This is a genomic window from Streptomyces sp. NPDC039465 (assembly GCF_055639315.1).
Genome location: NZ_JBVKAP010000002.1, coordinates 733,338 through 758,385 on the forward strand (window position 1 = coordinate 733,338; position 25,048 = coordinate 758,385).

The window sequence follows — 25,048 nt, forward strand, 5'->3', positions numbered from 1 at the left end:
GCAGAGTTGAACGGAGTTGATCTTGCTGTCGGCGCCCCGCCGGACACCCCGGAGCGAAAACCTTGCGGAGAATGTGACGGTCTCGTGAAGGATCTTCCGTTCCGGGGCGCTGGGCGTGGTCCGGGTCACGCCGGGAACGTGGCCGGAAACAGGCGCCGTGGCAGGGTCGGCGGCGGGGTCAGCGGCGGGCCTTGCGGGTGGCCCGCAGCCACTCCTTGTTCATCGCCGCGATCGACGGCAGCGGGATGCCCTTCGGGCAGGCGGTGGCGCACTCGCCGGTCAGGGTGCAGCCGCCGAAACCCTCCTCGTCCATGGTGGCGACCATGTCGAGGACCCGGGTCTCGCGCTCCGGGGCGCCCTGCGGCAGCACGTTGAGGTGGTTGATCTTCGCCGAGGTGAAGAGCATCGCCGAGCCGTTGGGGCAGGCCGCCACGCACGCGCCGCAGCCGATGCACTCGGCGTGCTCGAAGGCGAAGTCCGCGTCGGCCTTGGGCACGGGCGTCGCGTGCGCCTCGGGCGCCGAGCCGGTCGGGGCGCTGATGTAGCCGCCGGCCTGGATGATCCGGTCGAAAGCGGAACGGTCCACCACGAGGTCCTTGACGACCGGGAAGGCCGCGGCGCGCCAGGGCTCGACGTCGATCGTGTCGCCGTCCTGGAAGGAGCGCATGTGCAGCTGGCAGGTGGTGGTGCGCTCGGGGCCGTGCGCGTCGCCGTTGATGACGAGGCTGCACGCGCCGCAGATGCCCTCACGGCAGTCGTGGTCGAAGGCCACCGGCTCCTCGCCCTTGAGGATGAGCTCCTCGTTGAGGGTGTCGAGCATCTCCAGGAACGACATGTCGCTGGAGATGTTGTCGACGTCGTAGGTGGCCATGGCGCCCGGGGTGTCGGCGTTCTTCTGGCGCCAGACGCGCAGGGTGAGCTTCATGCGTAGCTCCGCTGAGTGGGGTGGACGTACTCGAAGACGAGGTCTTCCTTGTGCAGGACGGGGGCCTCGCCGGCAGTGAATTCCCAGGCGGCCACGTACGAGAACTCCTCGTCGCGGCGCGCGGCCTCGCCGTCGGGGGTCTGGGACTCCTCGCGGAAGTGGCCGCCGCAGGACTCGGCGCGGTGCAGCGCGTCCAGGCACATGAGCTCGGCGAGCTCCAGGTAGTCGACGATCCGGTTCGCCTTCTCCAGCGACTGGTTGAACTCCTCACCGGTGCCGGGGACCTTGATGCGCCGCCAGAACTCCTCGCGGATCTGCGGGATCCGCTCCAGGGCCTTGCGCAGCCCCTCCTCGCTGCGGGCCATGCCGCAGAACTCCCACATCAGCTCGCCCAGTTCGCGGTGGAACGAGTCGGGGGTGCGGTCGCCGTCGACGGCGAGCAGCAGGCTGAGGCGGTCCTCGGTCTCGGCGAGCGCCTCGGCGACCACCGGGTGCGTGTCGTCGAGCGGCTCGCTGGAGGGGTGGCGGGCGAGGTAGTCGTTGATGGTGGACGGCAGGACGAAGTAGCCGTCGGCGAGGCCCTGCATCAGCGCGGAGGCGCCCAGCCGGTTGGCTCCGTGGTCGGAGAAGTTTGCCTCACCTATCGCGAACAGGCCCGGCACGGTGGTCTGGAGGTCGTAGTCGACCCAGAGTCCGCCCATCGTGTAGTGCACGGCCGGGTAGATCCGCATCGGGGTCTCGTACGGATCCTCGGCGGTGATCCGGGCGTACATGTCGAAGAGGTTGCCGTACTTCTCCTCGACGGCCTTGCGGCCCATGCGCCGGATGGCGTCGGCGAAGTCGAGGTAGACGCCCTGGCCGCCGGGGCCCACCCCGCGCCCCTCGTCGCAGACGTTCTTGGCGGCCCGCGAGGCGATGTCGCGGGGGACGAGGTTGCCGAAGGAGGGGTAGATGCGCTCCAGGTAGTAGTCGCGCTCCTCCTCGGGGATCTCGGCCGCCGGGCGCTGGTCGCCCTTCGCCTTGGGCACCCAGATCCGGCCGTCGTTGCGCAGCGACTCACTCATCAGCGTCAGCTTGGACTGGTGGTCGCCGGTGCGCGGGATGCAGGTGGGGTGGATCTGGGTGAAGCAGGGGTTGGCGAAGTACGCGCCGCGCCGGTGCGCCCGCCACACGGCGGTCGCGTTGGAGTTCATCGCGTTGGTGGAGAGGTAGAAGACGTTGCCGTAGCCGCCGCTCGCCAGCACGACGGCGTCGGCGAAGTGGGTGGAGATCCGGCCGGTGATCAGGTCACGGGCGACGATGCCCCGGGCCCGCCCGTCGACGACGATCAGGTCGAGCATCTCGGTGCGCGGATGCATCTCGACGTTCCCGGCGGCGATCTGCCGCGACAGCGCCTGGTACGCGCCGAGCAGCAGCTGCTGGCCCGTCTGGCCGCGGGCGTAGAACGTACGGGAGACCTGCACGCCGCCGAAGGAGCGGGTGTCGAGGAGGCCGCCGTACTCACGGGCGAAGGGCACGCCCTGGGCGACGCACTGGTCGATGATCTCCACGGAGATCTGGGCGAGCCGGTGGACGTTGGACTCCCGGGCGCGGAAGTCGCCGCCCTTGACCGTGTCGTAGAAGAGGCGGTGCACGGAGTCGCCGTCGTTGCGGTAGTTCTTCGCGGCGTTGATGCCGCCCTGCGCGGCGATGGAGTGGGCGCGGCGCGGCGAGTCCTGGTAGCAGAACTGGACGACGTGGTAGCCCTGTTCGGCGAGCGTGGCGCCGGCCGAGCCGCCGGCCAGGCCGGTGCCGACGACGATCACGGTGTGCTTGCGGCGGTTGGCCGGGTTGACCAGCTTGGCCTCGAACCGGCGCCGGTCCCAGCGCTCGGCGACCGGGCCGCCCGGGGCCTTGGTGTCCTTGACCGGCTCACCGGTCGTGTACGCGAAATAGCTCATGTCAGCTCACGACTCCGGTCATGACGGCGACGGGTACGGAGATGAAGCCCACGGTCAGCACCAGCGCGAGGCCGTTCGCGAGCAGCTTCAGGGTCCGGTCGCGCCGGGCGCTGCCCACGCCGAGGGTCTGGGCGGCGCTCCAGAAGCCGTGCCGGACGTGCAGGCCCACGGCGAGCATCGCGACGATGTAGATGACGTTGCCGTACCACGTGGAGAACGTGTCGACGACGTTCTGGTACGGCTTGCCCTCCTCGAACCCGCCCGCGTGGACGCTGCCGGTGGTCAGGTCGAGGACGTGCCAGACGATGAAGAGGGCGAGGATGATCCCGCCCCAGCGCATGGTGCGGGTGGCGTAGCTCGCGCCCTTGCGGCGGTGGACGTAGGCGGTGGGGCGGGCCTTGATGTCCCGGCGGCTGAGCTGGTACGCGCTGACGGCGTGGGCGGCGACGGCCGCGAGCAGCACGATCCGTACGAGCCACAGCGCCCAGGAGTAGTGCAGGACGGGGTCGCCCATGGTGCGCAGCCAGTGTCCGTAGGCGTTGAACTCGCCGGGGCCGAAGAAGACCTTCAGATTGCCCATCACATGGGCGACCAGATAGCCGAGCATGATCAGACCGCTGATGGCCATGACCGTCTTCTTGCCGACGGTCGATCCCCAGAAGCCGCGTGTGTGGGACGGTTTTCGGTCGGGGCGCCGATCCGTCCGCGTTGCCAGAGCCATGCCATCAGACGCTAGGGCCGAAGGTGCCGAGTGGTCCAAGACATGGTCCGGCTCATATCGATAGGCACAGGCTATGGAGGTGGCTAGGCTGGGCGTATGCAGTTCCAGCAGCTTCTGTACTTCGTCGCGGTGGCCGAGACCCGGCACTTCACCCGGGCCGCCGAGCAGGTGCACGTCTCCCAGCCGTCCCTCTCGCAGCAGATCAGAGCGCTGGAGCAGGAGCTCGGCGCGGAGCTGTTCAGCCGGGCCCGGGGCAACATCGCGCTCACCGAGGCGGGCGAGGCGCTGCTGCCGCTGGCCCGGCGGATCCTCGCGGACGCCGACACCGCCCGCCACGAGGTCCAGGAGCTGGCCCAGCTGCGGCGCGGCCGGGTCCGGCTGGGCGCGACCCCCAGCCTGTGCACCGGCCTGCTCCCCGATGTGCTGCGCGCCTTCCACGACCTCCATCCGGGGATCCGGCTGCTGATCGAGGAGGGCGGCTCGCACGACCTCGTACGGGAGCTGGCCCGCGGGGCGCTCGACCTGGCGCTGGTGGTGCTGCCGCTGCCGACGCCGTCACCGGCGCTGACCACGGTGGAGCTGCTGCGCGAGGACCTGGTGGTGGTCTCTTCGGCGGCCGGGCCCGCGCCGGGGCGGCCGGTGCGGATCGCCGACCTGCGCGACCAGCCGCTGGTGATGTTCCGGCACGGCTACGACCTGCGGGAGCTGACCGTGGCGGCGTGCCGGGCCGAGGGGTTCGAGCCGTCGTTCACGGTGGAGGGCGGCGAGATGGACGCCGTGCTCGGCTTCGTACGGGCCGGGCTCGGGGTGGCCGTGGTCCCCGCGATGGTCGCGGCCCGGGCGGGACGCGACCTGCGGGTCACCGCCCTCGCCCGGCCGGGACTGCGCCGGACGATCGCGCTCGCCCACCGCAGCGACGTGGCGCCACCCAGGGCCGCCCGGGAGCTCCAGCGCATGCTCCTGCGCTCCACGTGACGGTGTCCCTGGGCCCACACGGGGCGCGCGCTCACTGCACCGCGTCCGCCAGGACCAGTGAGTGGATACGGTCCGGGGCGCCGGGGCGGGCGTAGTACCAGCCCTGGGCCGTGTCGCAGCCCAGCTCGCGCAGCTGCTCCGCCTGGGCGCCGGTCTCCACGCCCTCCACCGTCACCGCCAGCTCCAGGCTGTGCGCCAGCGAGACGATCCCCTCGACGATCTTCAGATCGACCGGGTCCGCCGGGTGCTGCTGCATGCTCTGGGTGAAGGAGCGGTCCAGTTTCAGCACGCTCACCGGCAGCCGGCGCAGGTTCGCCAGGTTCGAGTAGCCGGTGCCGAAGTCGTCGAGCGCTATGTCCACGCCCATGTCGGCGAGCTGCCGCAGCGGCTTGAGGAGGTCCTCGTCCGCGCCGATCAGCGCCGACTCGGTGACTTCCAGGCACAGCGCGCCCGGTTCGAGGCCGGAGCGCTCCAGGACGTCGACGGTGTCGGCGACCAGGCCGGGGTGGTGCAGCTGGGTCGGCGAGAGGTTGACGTTGATCCGCAGCGGTCCGCCGTCGGCGTGCCGGGTCTGCCAGTAGCGCGCTTGGCGTACGGCTTCCTGGAGCACCCAGCGGCCCAAGGGCACGATCAGGCCGGTGTGTTCGGCGAGCGGGATGAACCGGTCGGGGCCGAGCACGCCGTGCTGCGGATGGCACCAGCGCACCAGCGCCTCCGCGCCGTGGACACTGCCGTCGCCCAGGTGCACCAGCGGCTGGTACTCGATGAAGAACTCGCCGCGCTCCAGGGCGGCGGGCAGCGCGGTGGTGAGCCCGTGCCGGGTGATCGCACGGGCGTCGGCCTCCGGGTCGGCGTACTCGTAGCGGTTGCCGCCGGCCGACTTGGCCCGGTACATCGTGATGTCGGCGCTGCGCAGCACCTCCGCCGAGGTACGTTCGCCGGCCGGGCCCTCGACCACGCCGACGCTGCCGCGCACGGTGAGCTCCCGGCCGTCGAGCCGGACGGGGGTGGCGAGCGCGCCCAGGATGCGGTGGGCGAGTTCGGCGACCTCGGTCTGGGTGTCGGGGCCGGTGGTGAGCGCGACGAACTCGTCGCCGCCGAGCCGGGCGACCATCTCGCCGGGGCGGGTGGCGACGCTCTGCAGCCGGTCGGCGACCTCGACCAGGAGCCGGTCGCCCGAGGAGTGGCCGAGGCTGTCGTTGATGGCCTTGAACCCGTCCAGATCGAGGTAGCACAGGCCGAAGCGGCTGCCGTCGGTGGCGGAGACGGCCTTGTCCAGGCGTTCGAAGAAGAGGGTGCGGTTGGGCAGTCCGGTCAGCGCGTCATGGGTGGCCTCGTAGCGCAGCCGCAGATTGAGCAGCCGGCGTTCGGTGGTGTCCTCCATCAGCGCCAGCTGGTACTGCGGGCGGCCTTCGGCGTCGCGCAGCAGCGAGACCGTCAGGTTGGTCCACAGGACCGTGCCGTCGCCGCGGTAGTAGGGCTTCTCCACGCGGTAGTGGTCGCGTTCGCCGCGGACCAGTTCGCCGTAGAGCTTCCACACGTGCGGGGCGTCCTCGGGGTGCACCCACTCGCTGACGTTACGGCGGCGCACACTGCTCTCCAGGCCGCCGAACATCCGGGTGAGGGCTTCGTTGACCTCCACCACGTTGCCGTCGAGGTCGGCGATCCCGATCCCGATGGCGGCGCCTTCGAAGACGGCCCGGAACCGCGTCTCGGTGGCGTGCAGGGCCTCCTGGGCGTCGCTGCGGGCCGCCAGCGCCGAGCGGGCGATGGCCTCCTGCTCGACGAGCGTGCGCTCGCGCAGGGCCTGGGCGAACCCGCCGGCCAGCGCGTGCTGGAGCCGGGCGCAGCGGGCCCGCAGCTCCTCGGCGGGGGTGTCCCCGAGGGCGCCGCAGTAGAGCACGAGGTAGGACTCGATGACGCCGAGGGTGCGGGTGAGCGCGTCGGTGTCGGTGCAGTGGGCGGCCACCAGGGCGGCGCCCGCGCGCTGCGCGGGGCTCGCGTCGAAGGGGCGCCGGTGCAGCGCGTCGCGGAGCGAGCGGGCGAGCGGCAGCAGATGCTCTTCGAATTCGGGGCGGGTCAGCGACGTCGCGGTGACGGGGAAGATCGCCCGGCTCCAGATCGTCGCGAACCGTCTGAGTCTGTCCTCCAGGCCGTCCGGTTCCGCCGCGGTCCCGGACGCCTGAGCCGGCATCATCACGCCTTGCGCCCCACCCCTGCGAAGCCCGAGAAGGCGTACGGATCCTCCTGGTCGACCGGCCCCTCGGGCCGCCAGTGCGGCATGGACACCAGGCCGGGCTCGACGATCTCGAAACCGTCGAAAAACGCGGTGACCTCCGCGCGCGAGCGCATCACCAGCGGGTTGCGGATGGAGCGGTAGACGCCGACGGTGCCGCCCGCCTGCTCCTCGGGCAGCGGGATGCCCTCGAAGGAGGCGTGGCTGAGGATGAGCAGGCTGCCGGGGGCGAGGGCGTCGCGCAGTTCGGCGACGGCGCGCGCGGGCTCGTCCTCGTCCTCCAGGAAGTGCAGGACGGCGACGAGGAGCAGTGCCACCGGCCGGTCGAGGTCGAGGAGTGCGGTGGTCCTCGGGTCGGTCAGGATGTCCTGCGGCTTGCGCAGGTCGGCGGCGACGACGGTGGCCCGGTCGTGGCCGGCCAGGACGGCCTGGCTGTGGGCGACGGCGACCGGGTCGTGGTCGACGTACACGACGCGCGCGTCGGGACTGGCGGCCTGGGCGACCTCGTGGACGTTGCCGAACGTCGGTATGCCGGAGCCGATGTCGAGGAACTGGGTGATGCCCTCGTCGACGGCGTGGCGGACGGCGCGCCGCATGAACGCCCGGTTCGCCTGCATGATTTTGGGCAGCCCCGGCATGAACTCCATCGCCCTGCGGGCGGCTTCCCGGTCGACCTCGAAGTTGTGCGAACCGCCCAGGTAGTAGTCGTACATGCGGGACACGCTCGGCACCGAAAGATCGATGCCCGGCGGGGCCCAGGCGGGACGCTCCATCGAAGTCTCCAACAAGTCGCCACGGACGGTACGGACGGTACGGCCATGCGCGTGGCCGGGTGTTCGAGCCGAGGCTACTGATCGCCCGCCGGGAGAGCGAGCAGAAACGGAAATTCGCGGTCCGTTCTTGGTCACACGCCATTGTCATGTGCGGTGCCACAGAGGGTCCGTGCCCTCGCACGGACGACCGGCCCGCCGTCGGCCGGGAGGGGCTGGACGGCGGGCCGGTTCGGGCCGGAGGCGCGGGGGTGGGGGACCTACTTGGGCGCTCCGACCAGCTTTCCTTCGGGGTCGACGGCGTACCAGCTGCCGCCCACGCCCTGCCCGTTGGTGTCACCGGGCTTCTTGTCGGCCGCGAAGGTGTACAGCGGCCAGCAGTCGATGGTCTGCTGCTTGACTCCGTCGGGGCGGGAGAAGGTCACGTAGCCCTTCTTCGTGATGCCCTCGGTGTCGTTCTTGTCGACGGGGGCGACGACCGGCCACTTCTCCAGGCACTCGCCGGTGCAGGCGGTCTTCATCGGCCAGGCCGAGTCCTTGGTGAAGCGGTAGACGGTCATGCCCTTGGAGTCGACCACGATGTCGCCGAGCTTGGGGTCCTTGCGGACCGAGAGGCCGGCGAGGTCGGCCTGCTGGGCTCCCTCGTCCTCGGCGCCCTCCTCCGCGCCCTCTTCCGCGCCTTCCTCGGCACCCGCGCCTCCGCCGGCGGCCTTCTTGCCGTCGGGGGCGGCGGCGAACCAGGTGCCGCCCACGCCCTGCCCGTTGGTGTCACCGGGCTTGGTGTCCTTGGCATAGCGGTACAGCGGCCAGCCGGCCAGGGTCAGTTGCTTGCTGCCGTCGGCGCGGGTGACCTCGCCGAGCAGGGAGGCGTCCATCCCGGCGGCCGCCTTGGCGTCGTCGGCGGCCACCACCGGCCAGGCCTTGGCGCATTCGCCCTCGCAGGTCGCCTTCGGGGGGCTCGCGCTGTCCTTGTCGAAGCGGTAGAGGGTGTAGCCCTCGCTGTCGGTGACGACCTTGCCGAGTTTCTTGGTGTCCGAGAGGGCGAGCTGACCGGCGGGCTTGGCGGTCTGCGCGCCGGATCCGGAGCCGTAACCGCCGTCGGAGCCGTAGCCGTTCTCCGCACCGGCGGCGGCCGGGTTGGCCGCTCCGACGGACTGCCCTCCGAGGTTGTTCCCGTTGTCCTGACCACACGCCGTCGTCAGCGCGAGAACGGCCGCGGCGGTCAGCGCGAGCGAGGCGTTGCGCCAGGTGTTCATGTCATCTCCCGTTGGGTCGAGTCCCGTTGCGGCGCTCTGTGTGCCGCTCATGGCCCTATGTACGGGCGGGGGTGGCGGCCGTGTTCAACGCCGCGGAAAAAAATTCCGGACGCCCCACACACATGTGCCAGCGAACCCCTCCATCCGGGGAATCCGCGCCGCATACGGAGTAGGGGCCGATGCCGTTGACCATGCTGATCGGCGTGTACGGATCACACGTCGCCCGGTCCTTGGCGGCGGCCGCGTTCTTGTGGCTGCTCGCCGGTCCGGCCCCCGTCTTCGCGGTCGCCCCCGCGGACAGCTGCACCATCGCCACGATCGGGGAGGAGGAGACGACGGCGGTCGCGGTGGCGGGCTCCGCGGTCTGCAGAACCGGTCCTTCGCCGGTGCCGAAGCCGCCGCCCCCTCCCCCGCCGGAGCCGCCCCCGGCGCCCGCGCCCCTTCCCCCTCCCCCGCCCGTACGGGAGGTCCCCCCGCCTCCCCCGCCGCCACCACCGCCACCACCGCCCGCGCCCGAGCCGCCGGCACCGGCGCCCAGGCCGAAGCCCCGCCCCGAGCCGAAGCGGGAGCCGCAGCCGACCGTGCGCCCCCGGCCCCCGTCCCCGACCCCGGTCGCGCTGCCCTCCTACCGGCGGATCCAGCGCCCCGAACCCCGCGGCGGCCCCACCCTGGTCCACCTGATGCTCCTGGTCACCGCCCCCGCGGTGCTCGCGACCGCCGCCCTGCGCCCCCGATCCCGCTGAGCCGGAGGATTTCCTTGTCGGAATGGCTTGTTCTGACCATCGCGATGGCCGCCGCCTGCGCCGTCGTGCTGACGATCGTCGTCATCAACCACCGGCGGGTCGACCGTCGGCTCGGCGAGGACGACGACCCCACCCAGACGCCGGACGTCATGGAGTACATGACGATGATGATCGGCGTGATCTACGCGATCGTCCTGGGCCTGGCCATCGCCGGCGTGTGGGAGGCCCGTGGCGGCGCGCAGGACACCGTGCGCCACGAGGCCCAGGCGCTGCACGAGATCTCCGAGCGGGTGGAGGTCTATCCGCCGGCGGTGCGCGACCGGATCCGCGCGGACGCCGAGGCGTACGTCGACCATGTCGTCACCAAGGAGTGGCCCCACATGGCGGAGCACGGGGAGCTGACGGACCGGGGGACGGAGCTGCTGGCGAAGTTGCGCCGCTCGGTGACCGACTACCGGCCGGCCGACGACCACGAGGGGCAGGCGTATCAGCCGCTGGTGGACCAGGTGGCGGTGGTCGACGACGCCCGGGGGGCGCGCGGCGAGAACGCGGAGGCGACGATGCCGGGGGTGGTGTGGTTCGGTCTGATCACCGGCGCCCTGGTGACCGTTGGCCTGATCTTCACGCTCCAGATCCGGCGGACGTTCCGTGAACTGCTGCTCGCCGGTCTCTTCAGCGCCCTGATCGCGTTCCTGCTCTTCCTGATCTGGGCGTTCGACGCGCCGTTCGGGCGGGGCATCTCCGCGACGGCGACACCGTTCACCGATCTGTTCCCGCGGACCGGGGACTGAGCCGAGGTCCGGCCGGGCGGCGGGGCCCGGCCGTTCGGGTGACATGGATGACCCGTTCGCCCGTCTGAGATCGCGAGTGTGGTAGGGCGCTCCTAGCGTGTCCGGCATCGAGGTGCATATCCCGTCCTATGTGGAAATCGCTTCCGCAGCTGCTCCTCGGGACCCGGAGGATTCACCATGCGCGCGATACGTGCCGCAACAGCCGCTCTGCTGGGGGCGGCCGCTCTCGCCCTCACCGCTCCCGTCCCGGCCGCCGTGGCGGCCGACACCGCCAAGGCCCCGGGCGACTTCGCCCTGTCGCCGTCGACCGTCGCCCCCGGCGGCCGGGTCACGCTCAGCGCGCCCGGCTGCCGCAGCACGGCGACGGCGTCCTCGGGTGTCTTCGACACCGCCACGATCCCGCCAGGCTCCTCGACGACCGCCACGGTCGACTGGGACGCCCGGCGCGGCGCCGTGTACACGGTCTCCTTCGTCTGCACCGGCGGCCCGACGGGCACCCTGGATCTGAGGATCGCCGGCGGCGCCACCGCCACCCCGACCATCAGCTCGACCGCCCTCACCCCGCCGCGTGGCGTCCAGGGCGGTCTGGGCGGCTCGAAGGCCGGCATGGACGCCGGCACCATCGCCGCCGGCGGCGCTCTGGTCGTGGCGGCCGCCGCGGGTCTGTTCTGGACGCTGCGCCGGCGCGCGGCACGCCGTCATTGAGCCGGCGCCAGGAACACGGCCGAGTACGCCCGTCGCCCCCGAGTCCACGCCAGGACTCGGGGGCGACGGGCGTACTCGGCCGACCGGGAGGTTCGTCGGCCGGTCAGGCCTTCGAGTCGTGCATACGGCGGCGGCGGATCACGAAGATCCCGCCGCCCAGGGCGGCCGCCGCGAACAGCCCGCCGCCGACGGCCATTTCGGTGGAGCTGGGGCCGAGCGAACCGCCGAGGCCGCCCTGCGCGCCCCGGCCGGCCAGGACCCGGAACTGCGCCGTGGCCACGCGGTTGCTGTCGTTGCACCTGACGGCGAGGTTGTAGTCGCCCGGGGTGGCTTGGTCGTGGATGCGGGCCACCGCGGTGGACAGACCGCCACGCTGCTGCGACAGGTTGGTCGTCGGGAAGGCGTTGGACGAGACCGTGCCGCCGCGGTCGCAGCCGCGCACGGTGATGGTGAGCGTCGCCCCCTGGTGGACCGAGAAGGGGTTGACGGTGACATCGGTGGGGCCCCTGCCGTCGCCCCCGCCGGCATTGGGGCCCCTGCCGTCGCCCCCGCCGACGTTGGGACCTCTGCCGTCGCCCCCGCCGGCGTTGGGACCTCTGCCGTCGCCCCCGCCGGCGTTGGGACCTCGGTTGTCGTCCCCGCCGAAATTGGGGCCTCTGTTGTCGCCCCCGCCTGCGGGGGGGCCGCCGGTGGTGGCGGTGGCGGCCGGGGCCATGAGCCCTAGAGCCGCGAAGGCGGTGGCGGCCACCGCCAGAGCGCGTGCAGCACGCATTGTGGAACCTCCTGTGAAAGGCGCCCCAAAGCGGTGCTCCGGGAAGTTCGACGAGTACGCCTCTCATGACGCACCCTCACAAGAGGGGACGAAGCTCGCATGTCGGCGCTCGGCCACCCCGGTGAGGCGACACGCCGGGGCCGGGCTCCGGAACCTGACGGACGCGCAGGTCACACGCCGTCAGAACTTTTATATGGTGATGACTCGGATGGATCATCCGGCCGTCACCCACCCGCCGGTCCGTGCCCGGCCGGAGCGCGGGCGTCCCCACCCCCGCCACCCGTTCGCCCCTCCCTGATCGCCGTCCTGGCGGCTCGCCCTTACCGTGCGAAACAGATGCCACGAAGGGAGAACCATGGGCCCGCACCCCGGCGGCTCGGCGTTCAGCTCGGTCTCTTTCAGCTCTGTCCTCAAAAGGCGCTCCCCCTGGGGGGTCCTCGCCCTCGCCATGCTCTCCGGCCTGGCCATGATGAGGAACGGCGTGGACCCGACCGCGGGACCGCCGCAGCCCGCGGCGGCGTCCGCGCCGGACAGCCGCCTCATCGACGCCGCCCCCACGCCGGGGGCTTCGCTGCGCACGCTTCCGTACGCACCGGCGTCCCGGATCAGGATCGACGCGATCAATGTCAACGCCGCGATCATGGACGTGGGTCTGGACGCCTCCGGCTGGATCGAGGCGCCGCCGGCCCAGGACCACAATCTGGCGGGGTGGTACCAGAACGGCGTGGCGCCCGGCCAGCGCGGCACGGCGGTGGTCGTCGGCCATGTCGACAACCTCTCCGGACCGGCCGTCTTCTACGGTCTGGGGGCGCTCGAGAAGGGCCGGCTCGTCGAGGTGGAGCGGTACGACGGCCAGGTCGCCGTCTTCGAGGTGTACGGCGTGGAGGTGTACTCCAAGGAGGATTTCCCCGGCGCGCAGGTCTACGGCGACACCGGGCACGCCGAGCTCAGGGTCATCACCTGCGGCGGCGGCTACTCGCGAACGGACGGCTACACCGGCAACGTCGTGGTCTACGCCCGGATGGTCGCCACCCGCTGAACGGCCGAGCCCGGACCGTTCAGCGGGGCGGGCCGGTTCAGCGGCGCGGGACCATCATGCGGTAGCCGGCGCGCAGCAGTTCCGGCAGATACCGGCGCAGCGCGGCCACGCTCTGGGAGCGGTCGCCGCCCGCGTCGTGGGAGAGGACCACGACGCCGGGCCCCGCGCCGTCGAGGACGCGGCGCACGATGAAGCCGGTGCCGGGCTCCTTCCAGTCGAGGCTGTCGCAGGTCCAGGCGAGCGGCTCCATGCCGAGCTCGGCGCCGATCTCGAAGGAGTGCCGGTTCCAGGCGCCGAACGGAGCGCGGTACCACAGCGGCGGGCTGCCGAGGGTCTTCTCCACGATGTCGCTGGTGCTGCCCAGTTCGTCCCTGATCCGGGAGGGCGGCAGGGTGGGGATCAGCGGATGGGACCAGGAGTGGTTGCCGACCACATGGCCGTCGTCGGCCATCTCGCGCAGCAGGTCGGGGTGGGCCACGGCCATCTCGCCACAGACGAAGAACATGGCCCGCACCTCGTACGCGCGCAGGGTGCGCAGGATCGCCGGGGTGTAGCGGGGGTCAGGCCCGTCGTCGAAGGTGAGCACCATCGCGTTGCCCACCCCGGACATCCGCAGGAAGGGGCGCTGACGGGACGGGGGCAGGGCCCGCCGGTGGCGCGGGGGCGCGTAGGCGGTCATGGGCTGGAGCCGGTACGCCGACGGTTTCGGCCGGCCCGCCGCCCTCGGGGCACCCGCGGCGGGGGCGGTGGCGCCGGGCGGCGGGCCGGGCGCGGTGGCCCGATCGCCGGCGAAGACGCCGACCGTGGCGGTGGCACCGAGCGCGGCGGCGAGGCGCAGCACCGCCCGGCGGCGTGTGGGCATCGAATCGTTCCTCATGGTTCATGGCACGCACGGCGCGGGCCCGGACGGCGCAGCAACACGGGGCCCGCCACCGAAAACACCCGATGAGCCGATCAGCCGATGAACGGATCAGGTGCGCCGTACGAGAGGGAAGGGCAGGGTCTCGCGGATGGTGAGGCCGGTGAGGAACATGACGAGCCGGTCGACCCCGATGCCGAGACCGCCGGTGGGCGGCATCGCGTACTCCAGGGCGTCGAGGAAGTCCTCGTCGAGCTCCATGGCCTCCGGGTCGCCGCCGGCGGCGAGCAGGGACTGCGCGGTCAGGCGCCGCCGCTGCTCCACCGGGTCGGTCAACTCCGAGTAGGCGGTGCCCAGTTCCGTACCGAAGGCGACGAGGTCCCAGCGTTCGGCCAGGCGCGGGTCGTGGCGGTGCTGGCGGGTCAGCGGGGAGACGTCGGTGGGGAAGTCCTTGTAGAAGGTGGGCAGCGTGGTGCGTTCCTCGACGAGGCGTTCGTACATTTCGAGGACGATGTCGCCGCGGGTGTCGTCGGGGGTGTGCGGGACTCCGGCGCGGTCGCAGAGCCGGCGCAGCGCCTGCTCCTCGGTGTCGGCGCCGACCTCCTCGCCGAGCGCCTCGGACACCGCGCCGTACACCGTCCTGACCGGCCAGGGGCCGGAGATGTCATGGACGGTGAGGGAGCCGTCGGGGCCGGCCTTGTGGGCGACGGGCGCGCCGAAGGCGGCGGTGGCCGCGCCCTGGATGAGTTCACGGGTGAGGTCGAGCATCACGTCGTAGTCGGCGTAGGCCTGATAGGCCTCCAGCATCGTGAACTCGGGGTTGTGCTTGTAGGAGACGCCTTCGTTGCGGAAGGTGCGGCCCATCTCGAAGACCTTCTCCAGGCCGCCGACGCAGAGGCGTTTGAGATAGAGCTCGGGCGCGATCCGCAGGTACAGGTCGAGGTCGTAGGCGTTGATGTGGGTGGTGAAGGGGCGGGCGTTGGCTCCGCCGTGGATCTGCTGGAGCATCGGTGTCTCGACCTCCAGATAGCCGCGGTCGAGCAGTCCCTGGCGCAGCGCCTGGACGGCGGTGGAGCGGGCGCGGACGATCCGGCGGGCCTCGGGGCGGGCGACCAGGTCGAGGTAGCGGCGGCGGACGCGGGCCTCGGGGTCGGCCAGGCCGCGGCGCTTGTCGGGCAGCGGGCGCAGGCATTTGGCCGTGAGCTGCCAGGTGGTGACGAAGACGGAGAGTTCCCCGCGGTCGCTGCTTCCGACGGTGCCGGTGGCGGTGACATGGTCGCCGAGGTCGATGTCACGGGTGAACGTACGCAGCACCGTGGCGCCGGAGCCGTCGCGGGTGAGGACGAGCTGGCGGTCGCCGGACCAGTCGCGCAGCACGGCGAAGACGACGCCGCCGAGGTCCCGTACGGTCATGACGCGGCCCGCGACGGTGACCTGGTCGCCGGTCCGCTCCGGCGTGATCTCCGCGAGGGTGGCGGTGCGCTGGGCGACGCCGACGGGGTAGGGGTCGACGCCCTCGGCGCGCAGCCGCTCCAGGGTGCGGTGCCGGATGCGCACCTGCTCGGGCAGGCGCCGCTCGGCCGGTGCGCCGGGGCCGCCGGGCAGGCCGAGCTCCTCGATCGAGGGCAGGCCCTCGGTGGTGGCGGGGGTGGTGACGCCGCCCCGGGGCCGTGCGTGTCCCTTGCCCCAGAGCTTGCGCAGGCTCGGTACGGAGACGAACCCTTCGGCGATCCCGGAGGCGAGGCCGATCCGGGCGAGGGAGCCGGCGTCCCCGTAGCAGAGGAAGCGCGGATACCACTCGGGCTGGTATTTCACATTGGAGCGGTACAGCGCCTCCAGCTGCCACCACTTGGAGAAGAAGAGCAGGAGCCGGCGCCAGACGCGCAGCACGGGTCCGGCGCCGATCCGGGCGCCCTCCTCGAAGGCGGAGCGGAAGACGGCGAAGTTGAGGGAGATCCGCCGGACGCCGAGTTTCCTGGCGTGCGCGCACAGCTCGGCGACCATGAACTCCATGACGCCGTTGGGCGCGCCGCGGTCGCGGCGCATCAGGTCGAGCGAGATGCCGTCGCGGCCCCACGGCACGAAGGAGAGCAGGGCGATGAGTTCGCCCTGTGCGTCGAAGGCCTCGACGAGCAGGCAGTCGCCGTCGGCGGGGTCGCCGAGCCGGTCCAGTGCCATGGAGAAGCCGCGTTCGGTCTCGGTGTCGCGCCAGGTGTCGGCCTTGTCGATGATGCGGCTCATCTCGTCCTCGGTGAGGGCCGAGTGGCGGCGGATGACGGTGGTGGCGCCGGTGCGGGCGACCCGGTTGACGGCCTGCCGGGTGACCCGCATGTCCCGGCCGTCGAGGTCGAAGCGGGCCACGTCGAGGATCGCCTCGTCGCCGAGCTGGATGGCGCCGAGCCCGCAGCGGGCGTAGGCGGTGGCACCCTCCTCGGAGGCGCCCATGACGGCGGGGGCCCAGGCGTAGCGGCGGGCGACGTCCAGCCAGGCTTCGATGGCCGGGGTCCAGGCCTCCCGGTCACCGACGGGGTCGCCGCTGGCGAGGCATACGCCCGTCTCGACGCGGTAGGTGACGGCGGCCTTGCCGCTGGGTGAGAAGACGACGGCCTTGTCACGGCGGGTGGCGAAGTAGCCCAGCGAGTCCTGGGCGCCGTACGCGCCGAGCAGGGCCCGGATCCGCGGTTCCTCGTCGCCGTGCAGGGCCGCTTCCATCCGCTGGGACCGGAAGAGGGTGACGGCGGCGCCGAGCAGGGCGAGCGCGCCGAAGAGGCCGAGGACGAAGGGGAGCGGGCGGGGCGGGGCGCCGTCGAAGCGGGCGCCGGAGACCAGTCCGCCGAAGACCCGGCTGGCGGCCCAGCCGAGCCGCTGGCCGCGCGGCAGCGTCCCGGGGAAGAGTTCGACCAGTCCCCAGCCGACCAGGACACCGGCGGCGAGCCCGAGGACGAGGACGAGCAGCGCCCGGCGCAGGGCGCCGCGGCGGGTCTCGGCGTAGAACTCGTGCCGGGCCAGGGCCAGCACCCCGAGCACGGCAAGGGACAGGACGAGGTTGGGGATCCAGCTGAGGTCGCGGTCGAGGGCGATCAGCAGGACGTCGGCGAGGATCAGGAGGGCCAGATAGGCGACGAAGAGCCACCAGGCGGCCTTCTTGCGGGCGCCGATGGCGGCGGCGAGCAGCAGCAGGAAGACGGCGTAGGCGAGGTTGGCGCTGACGGGGATGGTGACCCGGTCCACGAACCAGGCGATCGGACGGAGGGCGGGCCTGAGGAACGGCAGCAGGGAGAGGACCACACAGAAGAGGCCGAGTACGACGAAGAAGGTCGCGAAGACGTTCGGGACCGCGCTCGTCCAGCGCCGGGAGGGGCCGGCCGGGCCGGCCGGGGAGGGTGCAGGAGAGGCCTGCTGCTCCGCGCGGACACTCATGACCCGACTCTAAGGAGGCGCTCGGTGGCCCGCACCCGGACGGCCGGGGCTTCGCCGGCGGCCGCTCCTCCGTGGCTACTCCCCCATCACCAGACCGTCCTTGGCGGCGCCCCGTCCCAGGACGACGTCCCGGATGGTGTCGCGGACGGAGGCGAGGGCGGCACCGTCCTTCACCGCGCCTAGGTTGACCACCCGTCCGGTGCCGGTGTCGTACCACTGCGGGACGAACTCGGCCCGGGTCACCTCCCAGCGCCCGCCGGGGCTGCGGGGCGGGGCGAAGGTGAAACGGCCGATGGAGCTCTGGTTGCCCCGTGTGTCGAAGGCGCCCGAGTAGTTGACCATGGGTCCGGCTATCTGGTCGCCCATGCCGTAGATGATCCAGGTGCCGTTGACCTTCTCGTACGCCTGGGGGACATGGGCGTGGGTGCCGAGGATGAGGTCGATGTCCGGGCGGTCGCCGGTCCGGGCGGCGGTCAGGGAGCGGCCGAGGCTCAGCTGCTGGGAGTCGGGGGCGGTCTGCCACTCGGTGCCCCAGTGCAGGCTCACGACGACCACGTCGGCGCCCGCGTTCCGGGCGGTGCGGGCGTCGGCGAGGATCTGCCGCTCGTCGATGAGGTTGACCGCCCAGGGCTGTCCTTCGGGGAGGGGGTAGCCGTTGGTGCTGTAGGTGTAGGCGAGCTGGGCGACGGTGGCGCCGCCGGCTTTCAGCAGGGTGGGCCTCGCCGCCTCGGCGGCGGTGCGGGCCGATCCGGCGTGCCGGACGCCCGCCTTGTCGAGGGCGTCCAGGGTGCGGGCCAGGCCCGCGGCCCCATCGTCCAGGGTGTGGTTGGAGGCCGTGGAGCAGGAGTCGTAACCGGTGGCGGCGAGGGCGTCGGCGACCTGGGGCGGCGACTTGAAGGCGGGGTAGCCGGTGAAGGGTCCGCCGTCCTTGCCGTAGACGGTCTCCATGTGACAGATGGCCAGATCGGCGCCGGAGACGACGGGGCGCACCCCGGCGAACATGGGGCGGAAGTCGTGGCCGGCGCCGCCCGCGTCGGCGGCGGCCTGGCGGATGACCGAGTTGTGCGGCAGGACGTCGCCGGAGGCCACCAGGGTGAAGCCGGTCGGCGCGGCGGCGCCCGCGGCGGAGGGTGCGGCGGGCTCCTGGGAGGGGGCGGGCAGGGGGCCGTGCGGGGCGTCGGAACAGCCGGTCGCCGCCGCGAGCAGGGCCGCGGCGAAGGCCACCACCCCCTGGCGCATGCGCTGGGTCATGGGCCGGACTCCCTCACATAATGAGTATGACAATCCGTATTTATGACCCCACAGGGTGGATGAGTCCGCGTCAAGGGGCAGGACGGGTGAAACACTCGAATCCCCCAGAGCGGACCCGCCGCGCACACACCGGCTCCGCTCGACCGTTCGCCGCACCACTCGCCGCTCGGTGCGACCGCTCGTCGCACACCGCGGTACGCGATCTGTTCCTCGCCGACCGAATGCGTTCGGATACGCCACGGACGACGAGCGGGCGGAAGAGGTGTGGCACATGACGACGGCGACGACGGCGACGACCGACGAGCGGGCCCTGGAGGAGCTCCAGCGCGAGCACGGTCCCGCGCTGCTGAACTTCCTGCTCGGCCTGACCTACGGGGACCGGCAGCGGGCCGAGGACCTGCTCCAGGAGACCCTGGTGCGGGCCTGGCAGCACCCCGAGGCGTTCGAGGCCCCCTACGAGTCGATGCGGCCCTGGCTCTTCACCGTCGGACGGCGCCTGGCGATCGACGCCCGCCGCTCCCGGATGGCCCGCCCCACCGAGATCGGGGACGGGGCGCTCGCGGCCGCCGCCGACCCGTCGGACCCCACCGAGTCGGCCGCGGTCGCCCTGGACGTCCGCGCGGCGGTACGGGGCCTGAGCGCCGAGCACCGCGCCGTGCTCGTACGGCTCTACTTCGACGGACTGACCGTCAACGAAGCCGCCCGGGAACTGGGCATCCCCGCCGGGACCGTGAAGTCCCGCTCGTACTACGCGCTGCGCGCGCTCGGCCCCCGGCTGCCCGGATACAGCCGCATCCGCTCTTCCCACGCGCCGCGCGCCACCCGCACAATGACCGTGTGACGCTGACGACCGCCGCCGCCGAGAAGGTCCTCGCCGACAACTTCGCCCCCTGGGTCCTGGATCTCGGGCTGACGGTGATGACGGTCGGCGACCAGGAGGCCGTTCTGCGGCTGCCCTGGTCGGACCGGCTGGCCCGGGAGGGCGGCGGGCTGTCCGGACAGGCCATGATGGCCGCGGCCGACACCGCGACGGTGGTCGCGGTGGCCGCCGCGCGCGGCGGGTTCGTCCCGATGACCACCGTCCAGCAGTCGATCAGCTTCCAGCGCGCGGTGACCGGGGCGGATGTGCTGGTGCACGCCCGGCTGACGAAGACCGGACGGCGCATGGCGTTCGCGGACATCACCCTGCGCGCCGACGGCTCCGGCGAGACGGCCGCACACGCGACCGCCGTGTACGCCCTACTTGGCTGACGTACCGTCAGAAAGCGTCTGCGGAACGCCACTCGACACCACCTGAGTCACCCTCGCCGCACCGGCTTTCTCACGCCACGCGGTGGACGGGATACGTATCGGAAACCACACCGGCGAGTTGGGTAAAGACCCGCCCACACCCGTGTCCCACGGGTCAGGCTCGTCGTCAAGGTCCGTGAGGCCCTGTCCACGACGTCCGGAAGAAGGTGGGAACGTTGCTGCCCGAGAGCACGAACGGCACCGGCGGAGGCGGCGAGCAGGTCGTACCGATGGCCTGGTGGAGCGCCGAGTCGATGGCCGACGAACTGCTGCGCACCGGTCGGCTCGTCGCCCCCGGTTCGCTCGAATACCTCGCCGGCAGACAGACGCTGGCGCTCACGATCTACCTCTGCGACGAGAGCGGCGCGCTGGCCGGGGTCCGCGCCGTCGCCCGGATCGACGAGTGGCTCTCACGCACCTCGCACGGCCACCTCTGGCCCCAGTGGGTACGCGAGCGGCTCGCCGCCCGTGCGGCCCGCGAGCCGCACGGCGGGCCCGGGCCCGATCTCTTACTCGCCCGGCGGACCTGGCGCCGTCTGGAGTCGACCGAACTGCTCGCCGCCGACCTGACCGTCACGGGCCGGCCCGTCGACGAGTCGGCGCAGGTGTGGACCCCCGCCTGGCGGCTGGGGCTGCCGCTCGGGCATCTCGCGATCCATCTGTACTGACCCCGGGGCCGCAGCCGCGGAGCACCGGCTAGGGAGCACCGGCCGGGCCGTGCGGAGCCCGGTGGACACCCGCGCGGTACTTGGGGATCCGTACCGTGATCTTCATCCCCGCGCCGACGCCGGTCTCCACGACCAGCCCGTGGTCGTCGCCGTAGACCTGCCGCAGCCGCTCGTCGACGTTGGAGAGCCCGATCCCCGAGGACGGGGGCCGCTCCCCCGACAGGATCGCGCGCAGCACCTCCGGCTCCATGCCGACGCCGTCGTCCTCGATGACGACCACGGCCTCGGAGCCCGCGTCCCGGGCCGCGATCGTGACCGTGCAGGCGCCGCGGGAGTCCTGCAGGCCGTGTTTGACGGCGTTCTCCACCAGCGGCTGGAGGCAGAGGAACGGCAGGGTCACCGGCAGCACCTCGGGGGCGATCTGCAGGGTCACCTTGAGCCGGTCGCCGAACCGCGCCCCGGCGAGCGCCAGGTACTGCTCGATCGAGCGCAGTTCGTCGGCGAGCTGGGTGAAGTCGCCGTGCCGGCGGAAGGAGTAGCGGGTGAAGTCGGCGAATTCCAGGAGGAGTTCACGGGCCCGCTCGGGATCGGTGCGGACGAAGGAGGCGATCGCGGCGAGCGAGTTGAAGATGAAGTGCGGGGATATCTGGGCGCGCAGGGCGCGGATCTCCGCCTCGATCAGCCGGGTCCGGGAGCGGTCGAGCTCGGCCAGTTCCAGCTGTACGGAAACCCAGCGGGCGACCTCGGTCGCCGCCCTGACCAGCACCGCGGACTCGCGCGAGCCGTAGGCGACGAGCGCGCCGAGCACGCCCTCCTCGCCGGTCAGCGGCGCGATGACGGCCCAGCGCAGCGGGCACTCCAGGTCCGCGCAGCCGGTGTGGACGCTGCGGCTGCGGCCGGAGTCGAGGACCTCGGCGACCAGCTGGGTGACCTGCTCGCGGTGGTGGTCCCCGCCCGGCCCGTCCCAGGCGAGCACGGACTTCCGGTCGGTGAGGCACAGGGCCTCCGTGCCGAGGAGGGAACGCAGCCGGCGGGCGGCCTTGCGGGCGGTGTCGCCGGTGAGCCCGGCGCGCAGCGGGGGCGCGGCGAGCGAGGCGGTGTGCAGGGTCTGGAACGTGGCCCGCTCCACCGGGGTGCCGAGGTCCAGGTCGACCCCGCTCCCCCTGCGGCCGGTGAGCCGCCCCACGGCGAACCCGCCGGCGAGCAGTACGGCAGCGGCGGCGGCCAGCACCGCCAGGTCGGTCCCACTCATCTGGTGCCTTCGGGTGCGAGAGCTTCAGGGGCGAGGGCTTGTGGAGCGAGGTCTTCGGGGAGGTGGAGGCGGGCCAGGATGGCCTGGGTGCCGGGTGGGACGTGGCGGGAGGTGAGCCAGGAGACCACCACCATCGTGAGGAAGCCGAGTGGCACCGACCAGACTGCGGGCCAGGCCATCAGGGTGTGCGGCCAGCCCGCGGGGGCGAGCCCGGCGCGGGTCGCCATCACGGCGGTGAGCGCGCTGCCGCCGCCGATGAGCAGACCGGCCGCCGCGCCGGGCGGGGTGAGCCCGCGCCACCAGATGCCGAGGACGAGCAGCGGGCAGAACGAGGAGGCGGAGACGGCGAAGGCGAGCCCGACGGCGTCGGCGACCGGCACGTTGGCGGTGACGACGCTGACGGCGAGCGGTACGGCCATGGCGAGGACGGTGGCCAGCCGGAAGTGCCGCACTCCGCGCCCGGGCAGCATGTCCTGGGTGAGCGTGCCGGCCACCGACATGGTCAGTCCGGACGCGGTGGACAGGAACGCGGCGAACGCGCCGCCGGCGAGGAGCGCGCCGAGCAGGTCCCCGGCGAGACCGCCGACGATCCGGTCGGGCAGGACGAGCACGGCGGCGTCCGCGGCTCCGGTGAGGGCCAGTTCGGGCGCGTAGATCCGCCCGAGGGCGCCGTAGACGGGCGGCAGCAGGTAGAAGGCGCCGACGAGGCCGAGGACGACGAGGGTGGTGCGGCGGGCGGCGCGGCCGTTGGGGCTGGTGTAGAAGCGGACGGCGACGTGCGGCAGGCCCATGGTGCCGAGGAAGGTGGCGAGGATCAGGCCGTAGGTGGCGTAGAGCTGGTAGCCGTCGCGGCCCCCGGCGAGCGGCTGGGACCAGCCGAGAGGGTCGGTGTCGCTGGCGGTCCGCTCGGGCACGGGCGCGCCGGCCGGGAAGCCGAGGGTGGTGCCTGCCTCGATCCGGTGGGTGCCCTCGGTGAGGGTGAGCCGCCCCTTGTCGTACGGGACGTGGTCGACGCGGCCGGTGGCGGTGAGGGTCAGGGGCGCGTCGACGTCGATCCGTACGGTGTCGTCGATCCGTACCTCGGTGTGCGCGCGGAAGACGGCGGGCGCGTCGAAGCGGGCGCGGGGTGCGTCGTCGCCGAGCCAGGCGGTGACCAGGAACAGGGCGGGGACCAGCAGCGCGGTGAGCTTGAGCCAGTACTGGAAGGCCTGGACGAAGGTGATGGAGCGCATGCCGCCGGCGGCCACGGCGCCGGTGACGACCACCGCGACGACGACTCCGCCGAGCCAGTCGGGGGCGCCGGTGAGGATCTGGAGGGTGAGCCCCGCGCCCTGGAGCTGCGGCAGCAGGTAGAGCCAGCCGATCCCCACGACGAAGAGGCTGGCGAGCCTGCGCACCAGCGGGGATTCGAGGCGGGCCTCGGCGAAGTCGGAGAGGGTGTACGCCCCCGAGCGGCGCAGCGGGGCCGCGACGAGGACGAGCAGGACGAGGTATCCGGCGGTGTAGCCGACCGGGTACCAGAGCATGTCGGGGCCCTGGAGGAGCACCAGTCCGGCGATGCCGAGGAAGGAGGCGGCGGAGAGGTACTCGCCGCTGATGGCGGCGGCGTTCAGACCCGGCTTGACGGTGCGGGAGGCGACGTAGAAGTCGGAGGTGGTACGGGATATGCGCAGGCCCAGGGCGCCGATGAGCACGGTGGCGAGGACGACGGCGGTGACGGCGGCCACCGCGTGGGTGTGGTTCACCGGCCTTCCACGAGGCCGGTGAAGTCGCGTTCGTTGCGCTCGGCCCGGCGTACGTACCAGCGGGCCGTCACCCACATCACGGGGTACACGCCGGCGCCGAGCGCGGCCCAGACGAAGGGGGCGGGGGCGAGTGCGGTGCCGTCCACGGCGGCGGGCAGCGCGAAGAGCAGCGGCAGGGAGCCGACGAGCAGGGCGAGGGCGCCGAGCGCGGTGAGCGCGGCGCGCAGCTGGCTGCGCATCAGGGACCGGACGTAGGTGTGGCCGAGGGTGGTCTGCTCGCTGATCTCGGAGCGGGCGGGCGCGGGGCCGGGCGGCCGGCGGGCGGAGCGCGGCACTCCGGTGACGGTCTCGCGCCGGGGGCGGCGCGCGGGGCCGTGACCGGCGGACATCGGGTCGTGCTCTGCTGACATCGCCCGGAGTCTACGCAGAAGGCGTTACGCCCGGTAGGCCCTGTGGCGGGGCGGGGTGGGGGAGGCCGTGGTGGCGGCGCCGAGGGCGATCTCCAGCTCGACGTAGGACTCCTCGGCGCGGCGGAAGGCCAGCTCCAGGGCGGCGGCGGTGCCCGGCCCGGCCAAGCCCTGCGCGGACTCGCGCAGCTCGTCCAGCACGTCGGCCCAGTGCCCGGCCACGCTGCGGACCCGGGCGAGGAGGGGTTCGAGCTCCGCCGGGGCCCGGGGCGCGAGGTGGGGCAGGGCGCTGAGCGCGCCGAGTTCGGCGAGGAGCGCGTGCAGCGGCGGGTCGCTCTCCGGCATCGGTCACGGCCCCCTTTCCCGGTGAAGCGGACGCCTGGGTTTCTGGATCAAGGGTAGGCAGGGCGCGGGGGGTGGCCGGGCGAACACCGCCCGCCGTCGGTGAGCGGCGCGCCGGGTGCGGCGAACGGTCAGCCGCGGGCGTGGCGCAGGAGCAGTTCACGCAGCTGGCGGGCGTGGCGGCGGCTGACGGCGAGCTCGGCCCGGCCGACCCGTACGGTCGTCGCGCCGCCGTCCAGGCGCAGTTCGTCGATGCGGCCGAGGGCGACGAGATGGCTGCGGTGGATACGGACGAAGCCGCGCGCCGCCCACCGCTCCTCCAGGGTGGACAGCGGGATACGGACCAGGTGGCTGCCTTCGTCGGTGTGGAGGCGGGCGTAGTCGCCCTGGGCCTCGACGTAGGCGATGTCGCCGATCGGGATGAAGCGGGTGACGCCGCCGAGTTCGACGGGGATCTGGTCGGCGGTGGTGCTGGGCGGGGCGTGGGTGGCGAGGACCTGCTCGCCGGCGCGGCGGACGGCTTCGGCGAGGCGTTCGCGGCGGACGGGTTTGAGGACGTAGTCGACGGCCTTGAGGTCGAAAGCCTGCACGGCGAAGCCCTCGTGGGCGGTGACGAAGACGATCGCGGGCGGGCGGGCGAATCCTGCGAGGAGCTTGGCGACGTCGAGGCCGGTGAGTCCGGCCATGTGGATGTCGAGGAAGACGACGTCGATGGCGTCGTCGCCGTCGGGCCCGGCGTCGAGGGCGCGGCCGATGCGGCGCAGCGCCTCGGTGGCGTCGGTGGCTCCTTCCGCGCTGCGCACCCGGGGGTCGGAGCGCAGGAGGTAGAGCAGTTCCCCGAGGGCCGGCTCTTCGTCGTCGACGGCCAGTACGCGCAGCATGCTGCGGAGTGTAGGGGCAGGGGCGTTGAGTACGCCGGGGGTGGTGTGCGTATGTGAGGA

At 72.6% G+C, this 25,048-nt stretch carries 22 protein-coding genes and 1 pseudogene; 8 read left to right on the forward strand and 15 right to left on the reverse strand.

The features are described 5' to 3' along the window. Positions 1-178: 178 nt before the first annotated feature. The 3 genes from ACZ7LT_RS09585 to ACZ7LT_RS09595 are packed head-to-tail and all read right to left on the reverse strand — an operon-like array spanning position 179 to position 3,586. Positions 179-925, reverse strand: a complete 747-nt coding sequence (locus tag ACZ7LT_RS09585; RefSeq protein ID WP_471235423.1) for a succinate dehydrogenase/fumarate reductase iron-sulfur subunit — start codon at positions 923-925, stop codon at positions 179-181. Beyond that, positions 922-2,865, reverse strand: coding sequence for a fumarate reductase/succinate dehydrogenase flavoprotein subunit (locus ACZ7LT_RS09590; protein WP_471235424.1), 1,944 nt, complete (start codon positions 2,863-2,865; stop codon positions 922-924). The genes ACZ7LT_RS09585 and ACZ7LT_RS09590 overlap by 4 nt, the downstream gene beginning before the upstream one ends. Position 2,866: 1 nt before the next feature. Continuing rightward, complete coding sequence (locus ACZ7LT_RS09595) at positions 2,867-3,586, reverse strand: succinate dehydrogenase (protein WP_471235425.1); 720 nt, start codon at positions 3,584-3,586, stop codon at positions 2,867-2,869. A gap of 96 nt (positions 3,587-3,682) precedes the next feature. Between ACZ7LT_RS09595 and ACZ7LT_RS09600 the strand changes: the two genes are divergently transcribed. Beyond that, the gene (locus ACZ7LT_RS09600) at positions 3,683-4,561 is read left to right on the forward strand and encodes a LysR family transcriptional regulator (protein ID WP_471235426.1); all 879 of its coding nucleotides are present in this window, start codon (positions 3,683-3,685) and stop codon (positions 4,559-4,561) included. Between the two features lie 31 nt (positions 4,562-4,592). Here the strand turns inward: ACZ7LT_RS09600 and ACZ7LT_RS09605 are convergent, their stop codons facing one another. The 3 genes from ACZ7LT_RS09605 to ACZ7LT_RS09615 all read right to left on the reverse strand — a co-directional run bounded on the left by ACZ7LT_RS09605 (position 4,593) and on the right by ACZ7LT_RS09615 (position 8,823). After that, positions 4,593-6,761, reverse strand: coding sequence for a putative bifunctional diguanylate cyclase/phosphodiesterase (locus ACZ7LT_RS09605; RefSeq protein ID WP_471235427.1), 2,169 nt, complete (start codon positions 6,759-6,761; stop codon positions 4,593-4,595). After that, positions 6,758-7,570: an SAM-dependent methyltransferase gene (locus ACZ7LT_RS09610; protein ID WP_471235428.1), complete on the reverse strand. Its 813-nt coding sequence runs from the start codon at positions 7,568-7,570 to the stop codon at positions 6,758-6,760. Before ACZ7LT_RS09610 ends, ACZ7LT_RS09605 begins: the two co-directional genes overlap by 4 nt. Positions 7,571-7,827: 257 nt before the next feature. Then, positions 7,828-8,823 carry an SCO0930 family lipoprotein gene (locus tag ACZ7LT_RS09615; protein ID WP_471235429.1) on the reverse strand — a complete coding sequence of 332 codons (996 nt, stop codon included), beginning with the start codon at positions 8,821-8,823 and terminating at the stop codon, positions 7,828-7,830. Positions 8,824-9,002: 179 nt separating this feature from the next. Between ACZ7LT_RS09615 and ACZ7LT_RS09620 the strand changes: the two genes are divergently transcribed. From ACZ7LT_RS09620 to ACZ7LT_RS09630, 3 genes are all read left to right on the forward strand, one after another. Continuing rightward, positions 9,003-9,566 carry a hypothetical protein gene (locus tag ACZ7LT_RS09620; RefSeq protein ID WP_471235430.1) on the forward strand — a complete coding sequence of 188 codons (564 nt, stop codon included), beginning with the start codon at positions 9,003-9,005 and terminating at the stop codon, positions 9,564-9,566. 14 nt (positions 9,567-9,580) lie between these two features. Continuing rightward, complete coding sequence (locus ACZ7LT_RS09625; RefSeq protein WP_471235431.1) at positions 9,581-10,357, forward strand: bestrophin-like domain; 777 nt, start codon at positions 9,581-9,583, stop codon at positions 10,355-10,357. Positions 10,358-10,534: 177 nt separating this feature from the next. After that, positions 10,535-11,062, forward strand: a complete 528-nt coding sequence (locus ACZ7LT_RS09630; protein WP_471235432.1) for a hypothetical protein — start codon at positions 10,535-10,537, stop codon at positions 11,060-11,062. 103 nt (positions 11,063-11,165) lie between these two features. Here the strand turns inward: ACZ7LT_RS09630 and ACZ7LT_RS09635 are convergent. Next, positions 11,166-11,567 (reverse strand): annotated as a pseudogene (locus ACZ7LT_RS09635) (hypothetical protein); the annotation flags it as partial. Between the two features lie 622 nt (positions 11,568-12,189). Between ACZ7LT_RS09635 and ACZ7LT_RS09640 the strand changes: the two are divergent. Continuing rightward, positions 12,190-12,873, forward strand: a complete 684-nt coding sequence (locus ACZ7LT_RS09640) for a class F sortase (RefSeq protein WP_471235433.1) — start codon at positions 12,190-12,192, stop codon at positions 12,871-12,873. A 37-nt stretch (positions 12,874-12,910) separates the two neighbouring features. Here the strand turns inward: ACZ7LT_RS09640 and ACZ7LT_RS09645 are convergent, their stop codons facing one another. The 3 genes from ACZ7LT_RS09645 to ACZ7LT_RS09655 form a co-directional block, all read right to left on the reverse strand. Beyond that, the gene (locus ACZ7LT_RS09645; protein ID WP_471235434.1) at positions 12,911-13,735 is read right to left on the reverse strand and encodes a polysaccharide deacetylase family protein; all 825 of its coding nucleotides are present in this window, start codon (positions 13,733-13,735) and stop codon (positions 12,911-12,913) included. A gap of 108 nt (positions 13,736-13,843) precedes the next feature. Next, the gene (gene lysX / locus ACZ7LT_RS09650; protein ID WP_471235435.1) at positions 13,844-17,152 is read right to left on the reverse strand and encodes a bifunctional lysylphosphatidylglycerol synthetase/lysine--tRNA ligase LysX; all 3,309 of its coding nucleotides are present in this window, start codon (positions 17,150-17,152) and stop codon (positions 13,844-13,846) included. A gap of 75 nt (positions 17,153-17,227) precedes the next feature. Then, complete coding sequence (locus ACZ7LT_RS09655; protein WP_471235436.1) at positions 17,228-18,403, reverse strand: CapA family protein; 1,176 nt, start codon at positions 18,401-18,403, stop codon at positions 17,228-17,230. 271 nt (positions 18,404-18,674) lie between these two features. Here ACZ7LT_RS09655 and ACZ7LT_RS09660 point away from each other — a divergent pair, with 271 nt between their 5' ends. The 3 genes from ACZ7LT_RS09660 (at position 18,675) to ACZ7LT_RS09670 (ending at position 20,361) form a co-directional block, all read left to right on the forward strand. Next, complete coding sequence (locus ACZ7LT_RS09660; RefSeq protein ID WP_471235437.1) at positions 18,675-19,244, forward strand: sigma-70 family RNA polymerase sigma factor; 570 nt, start codon at positions 18,675-18,677, stop codon at positions 19,242-19,244. Further along, positions 19,241-19,654 (forward strand): PaaI family thioesterase, encoded by a 414-nt coding sequence (locus ACZ7LT_RS09665; protein ID WP_019890852.1) that lies wholly within the window; start codon positions 19,241-19,243, stop codon positions 19,652-19,654. The genes ACZ7LT_RS09660 and ACZ7LT_RS09665 overlap by 4 nt, the downstream gene beginning before the upstream one ends. Positions 19,655-19,869: 215 nt before the next feature. Then, entirely contained in the window at positions 19,870-20,361 is a 492-nt protein-coding gene (locus tag ACZ7LT_RS09670; RefSeq protein WP_471235438.1) for a hypothetical protein, read from the forward strand. A gap of 28 nt (positions 20,362-20,389) precedes the next feature. Here the strand turns inward: ACZ7LT_RS09670 and ACZ7LT_RS09675 are convergent, their stop codons facing one another. The 5 genes from ACZ7LT_RS09675 to ACZ7LT_RS09695 all read right to left on the reverse strand — a co-directional run bounded on the left by ACZ7LT_RS09675 (position 20,390) and on the right by ACZ7LT_RS09695 (position 24,988). Further along, entirely contained in the window at positions 20,390-21,613 is a 1,224-nt protein-coding gene (locus ACZ7LT_RS09675; protein WP_471235439.1) for a sensor histidine kinase, read from the reverse strand. Beyond that, complete coding sequence (locus tag ACZ7LT_RS09680; protein ID WP_471235440.1) at positions 21,610-23,358, reverse strand: sodium/solute symporter; 1,749 nt, start codon at positions 23,356-23,358, stop codon at positions 21,610-21,612. Before ACZ7LT_RS09680 ends, ACZ7LT_RS09675 begins: the two co-directional genes overlap by 4 nt. Next, the gene (locus ACZ7LT_RS09685) at positions 23,355-23,747 is read right to left on the reverse strand and encodes a hypothetical protein (protein ID WP_471235617.1); all 393 of its coding nucleotides are present in this window, start codon (positions 23,745-23,747) and stop codon (positions 23,355-23,357) included. Before ACZ7LT_RS09685 ends, ACZ7LT_RS09680 begins: the two co-directional genes overlap by 4 nt. Before the next feature lie 45 nt (positions 23,748-23,792). After that, entirely contained in the window at positions 23,793-24,110 is a 318-nt protein-coding gene (locus ACZ7LT_RS09690) for a hypothetical protein (RefSeq protein ID WP_471235441.1), read from the reverse strand. A gap of 128 nt (positions 24,111-24,238) precedes the next feature. Beyond that, complete coding sequence (locus tag ACZ7LT_RS09695) at positions 24,239-24,988, reverse strand: LytR/AlgR family response regulator transcription factor (protein ID WP_471235442.1); 750 nt, start codon at positions 24,986-24,988, stop codon at positions 24,239-24,241. Positions 24,989-25,048: the final 60 nt, after the last annotated feature.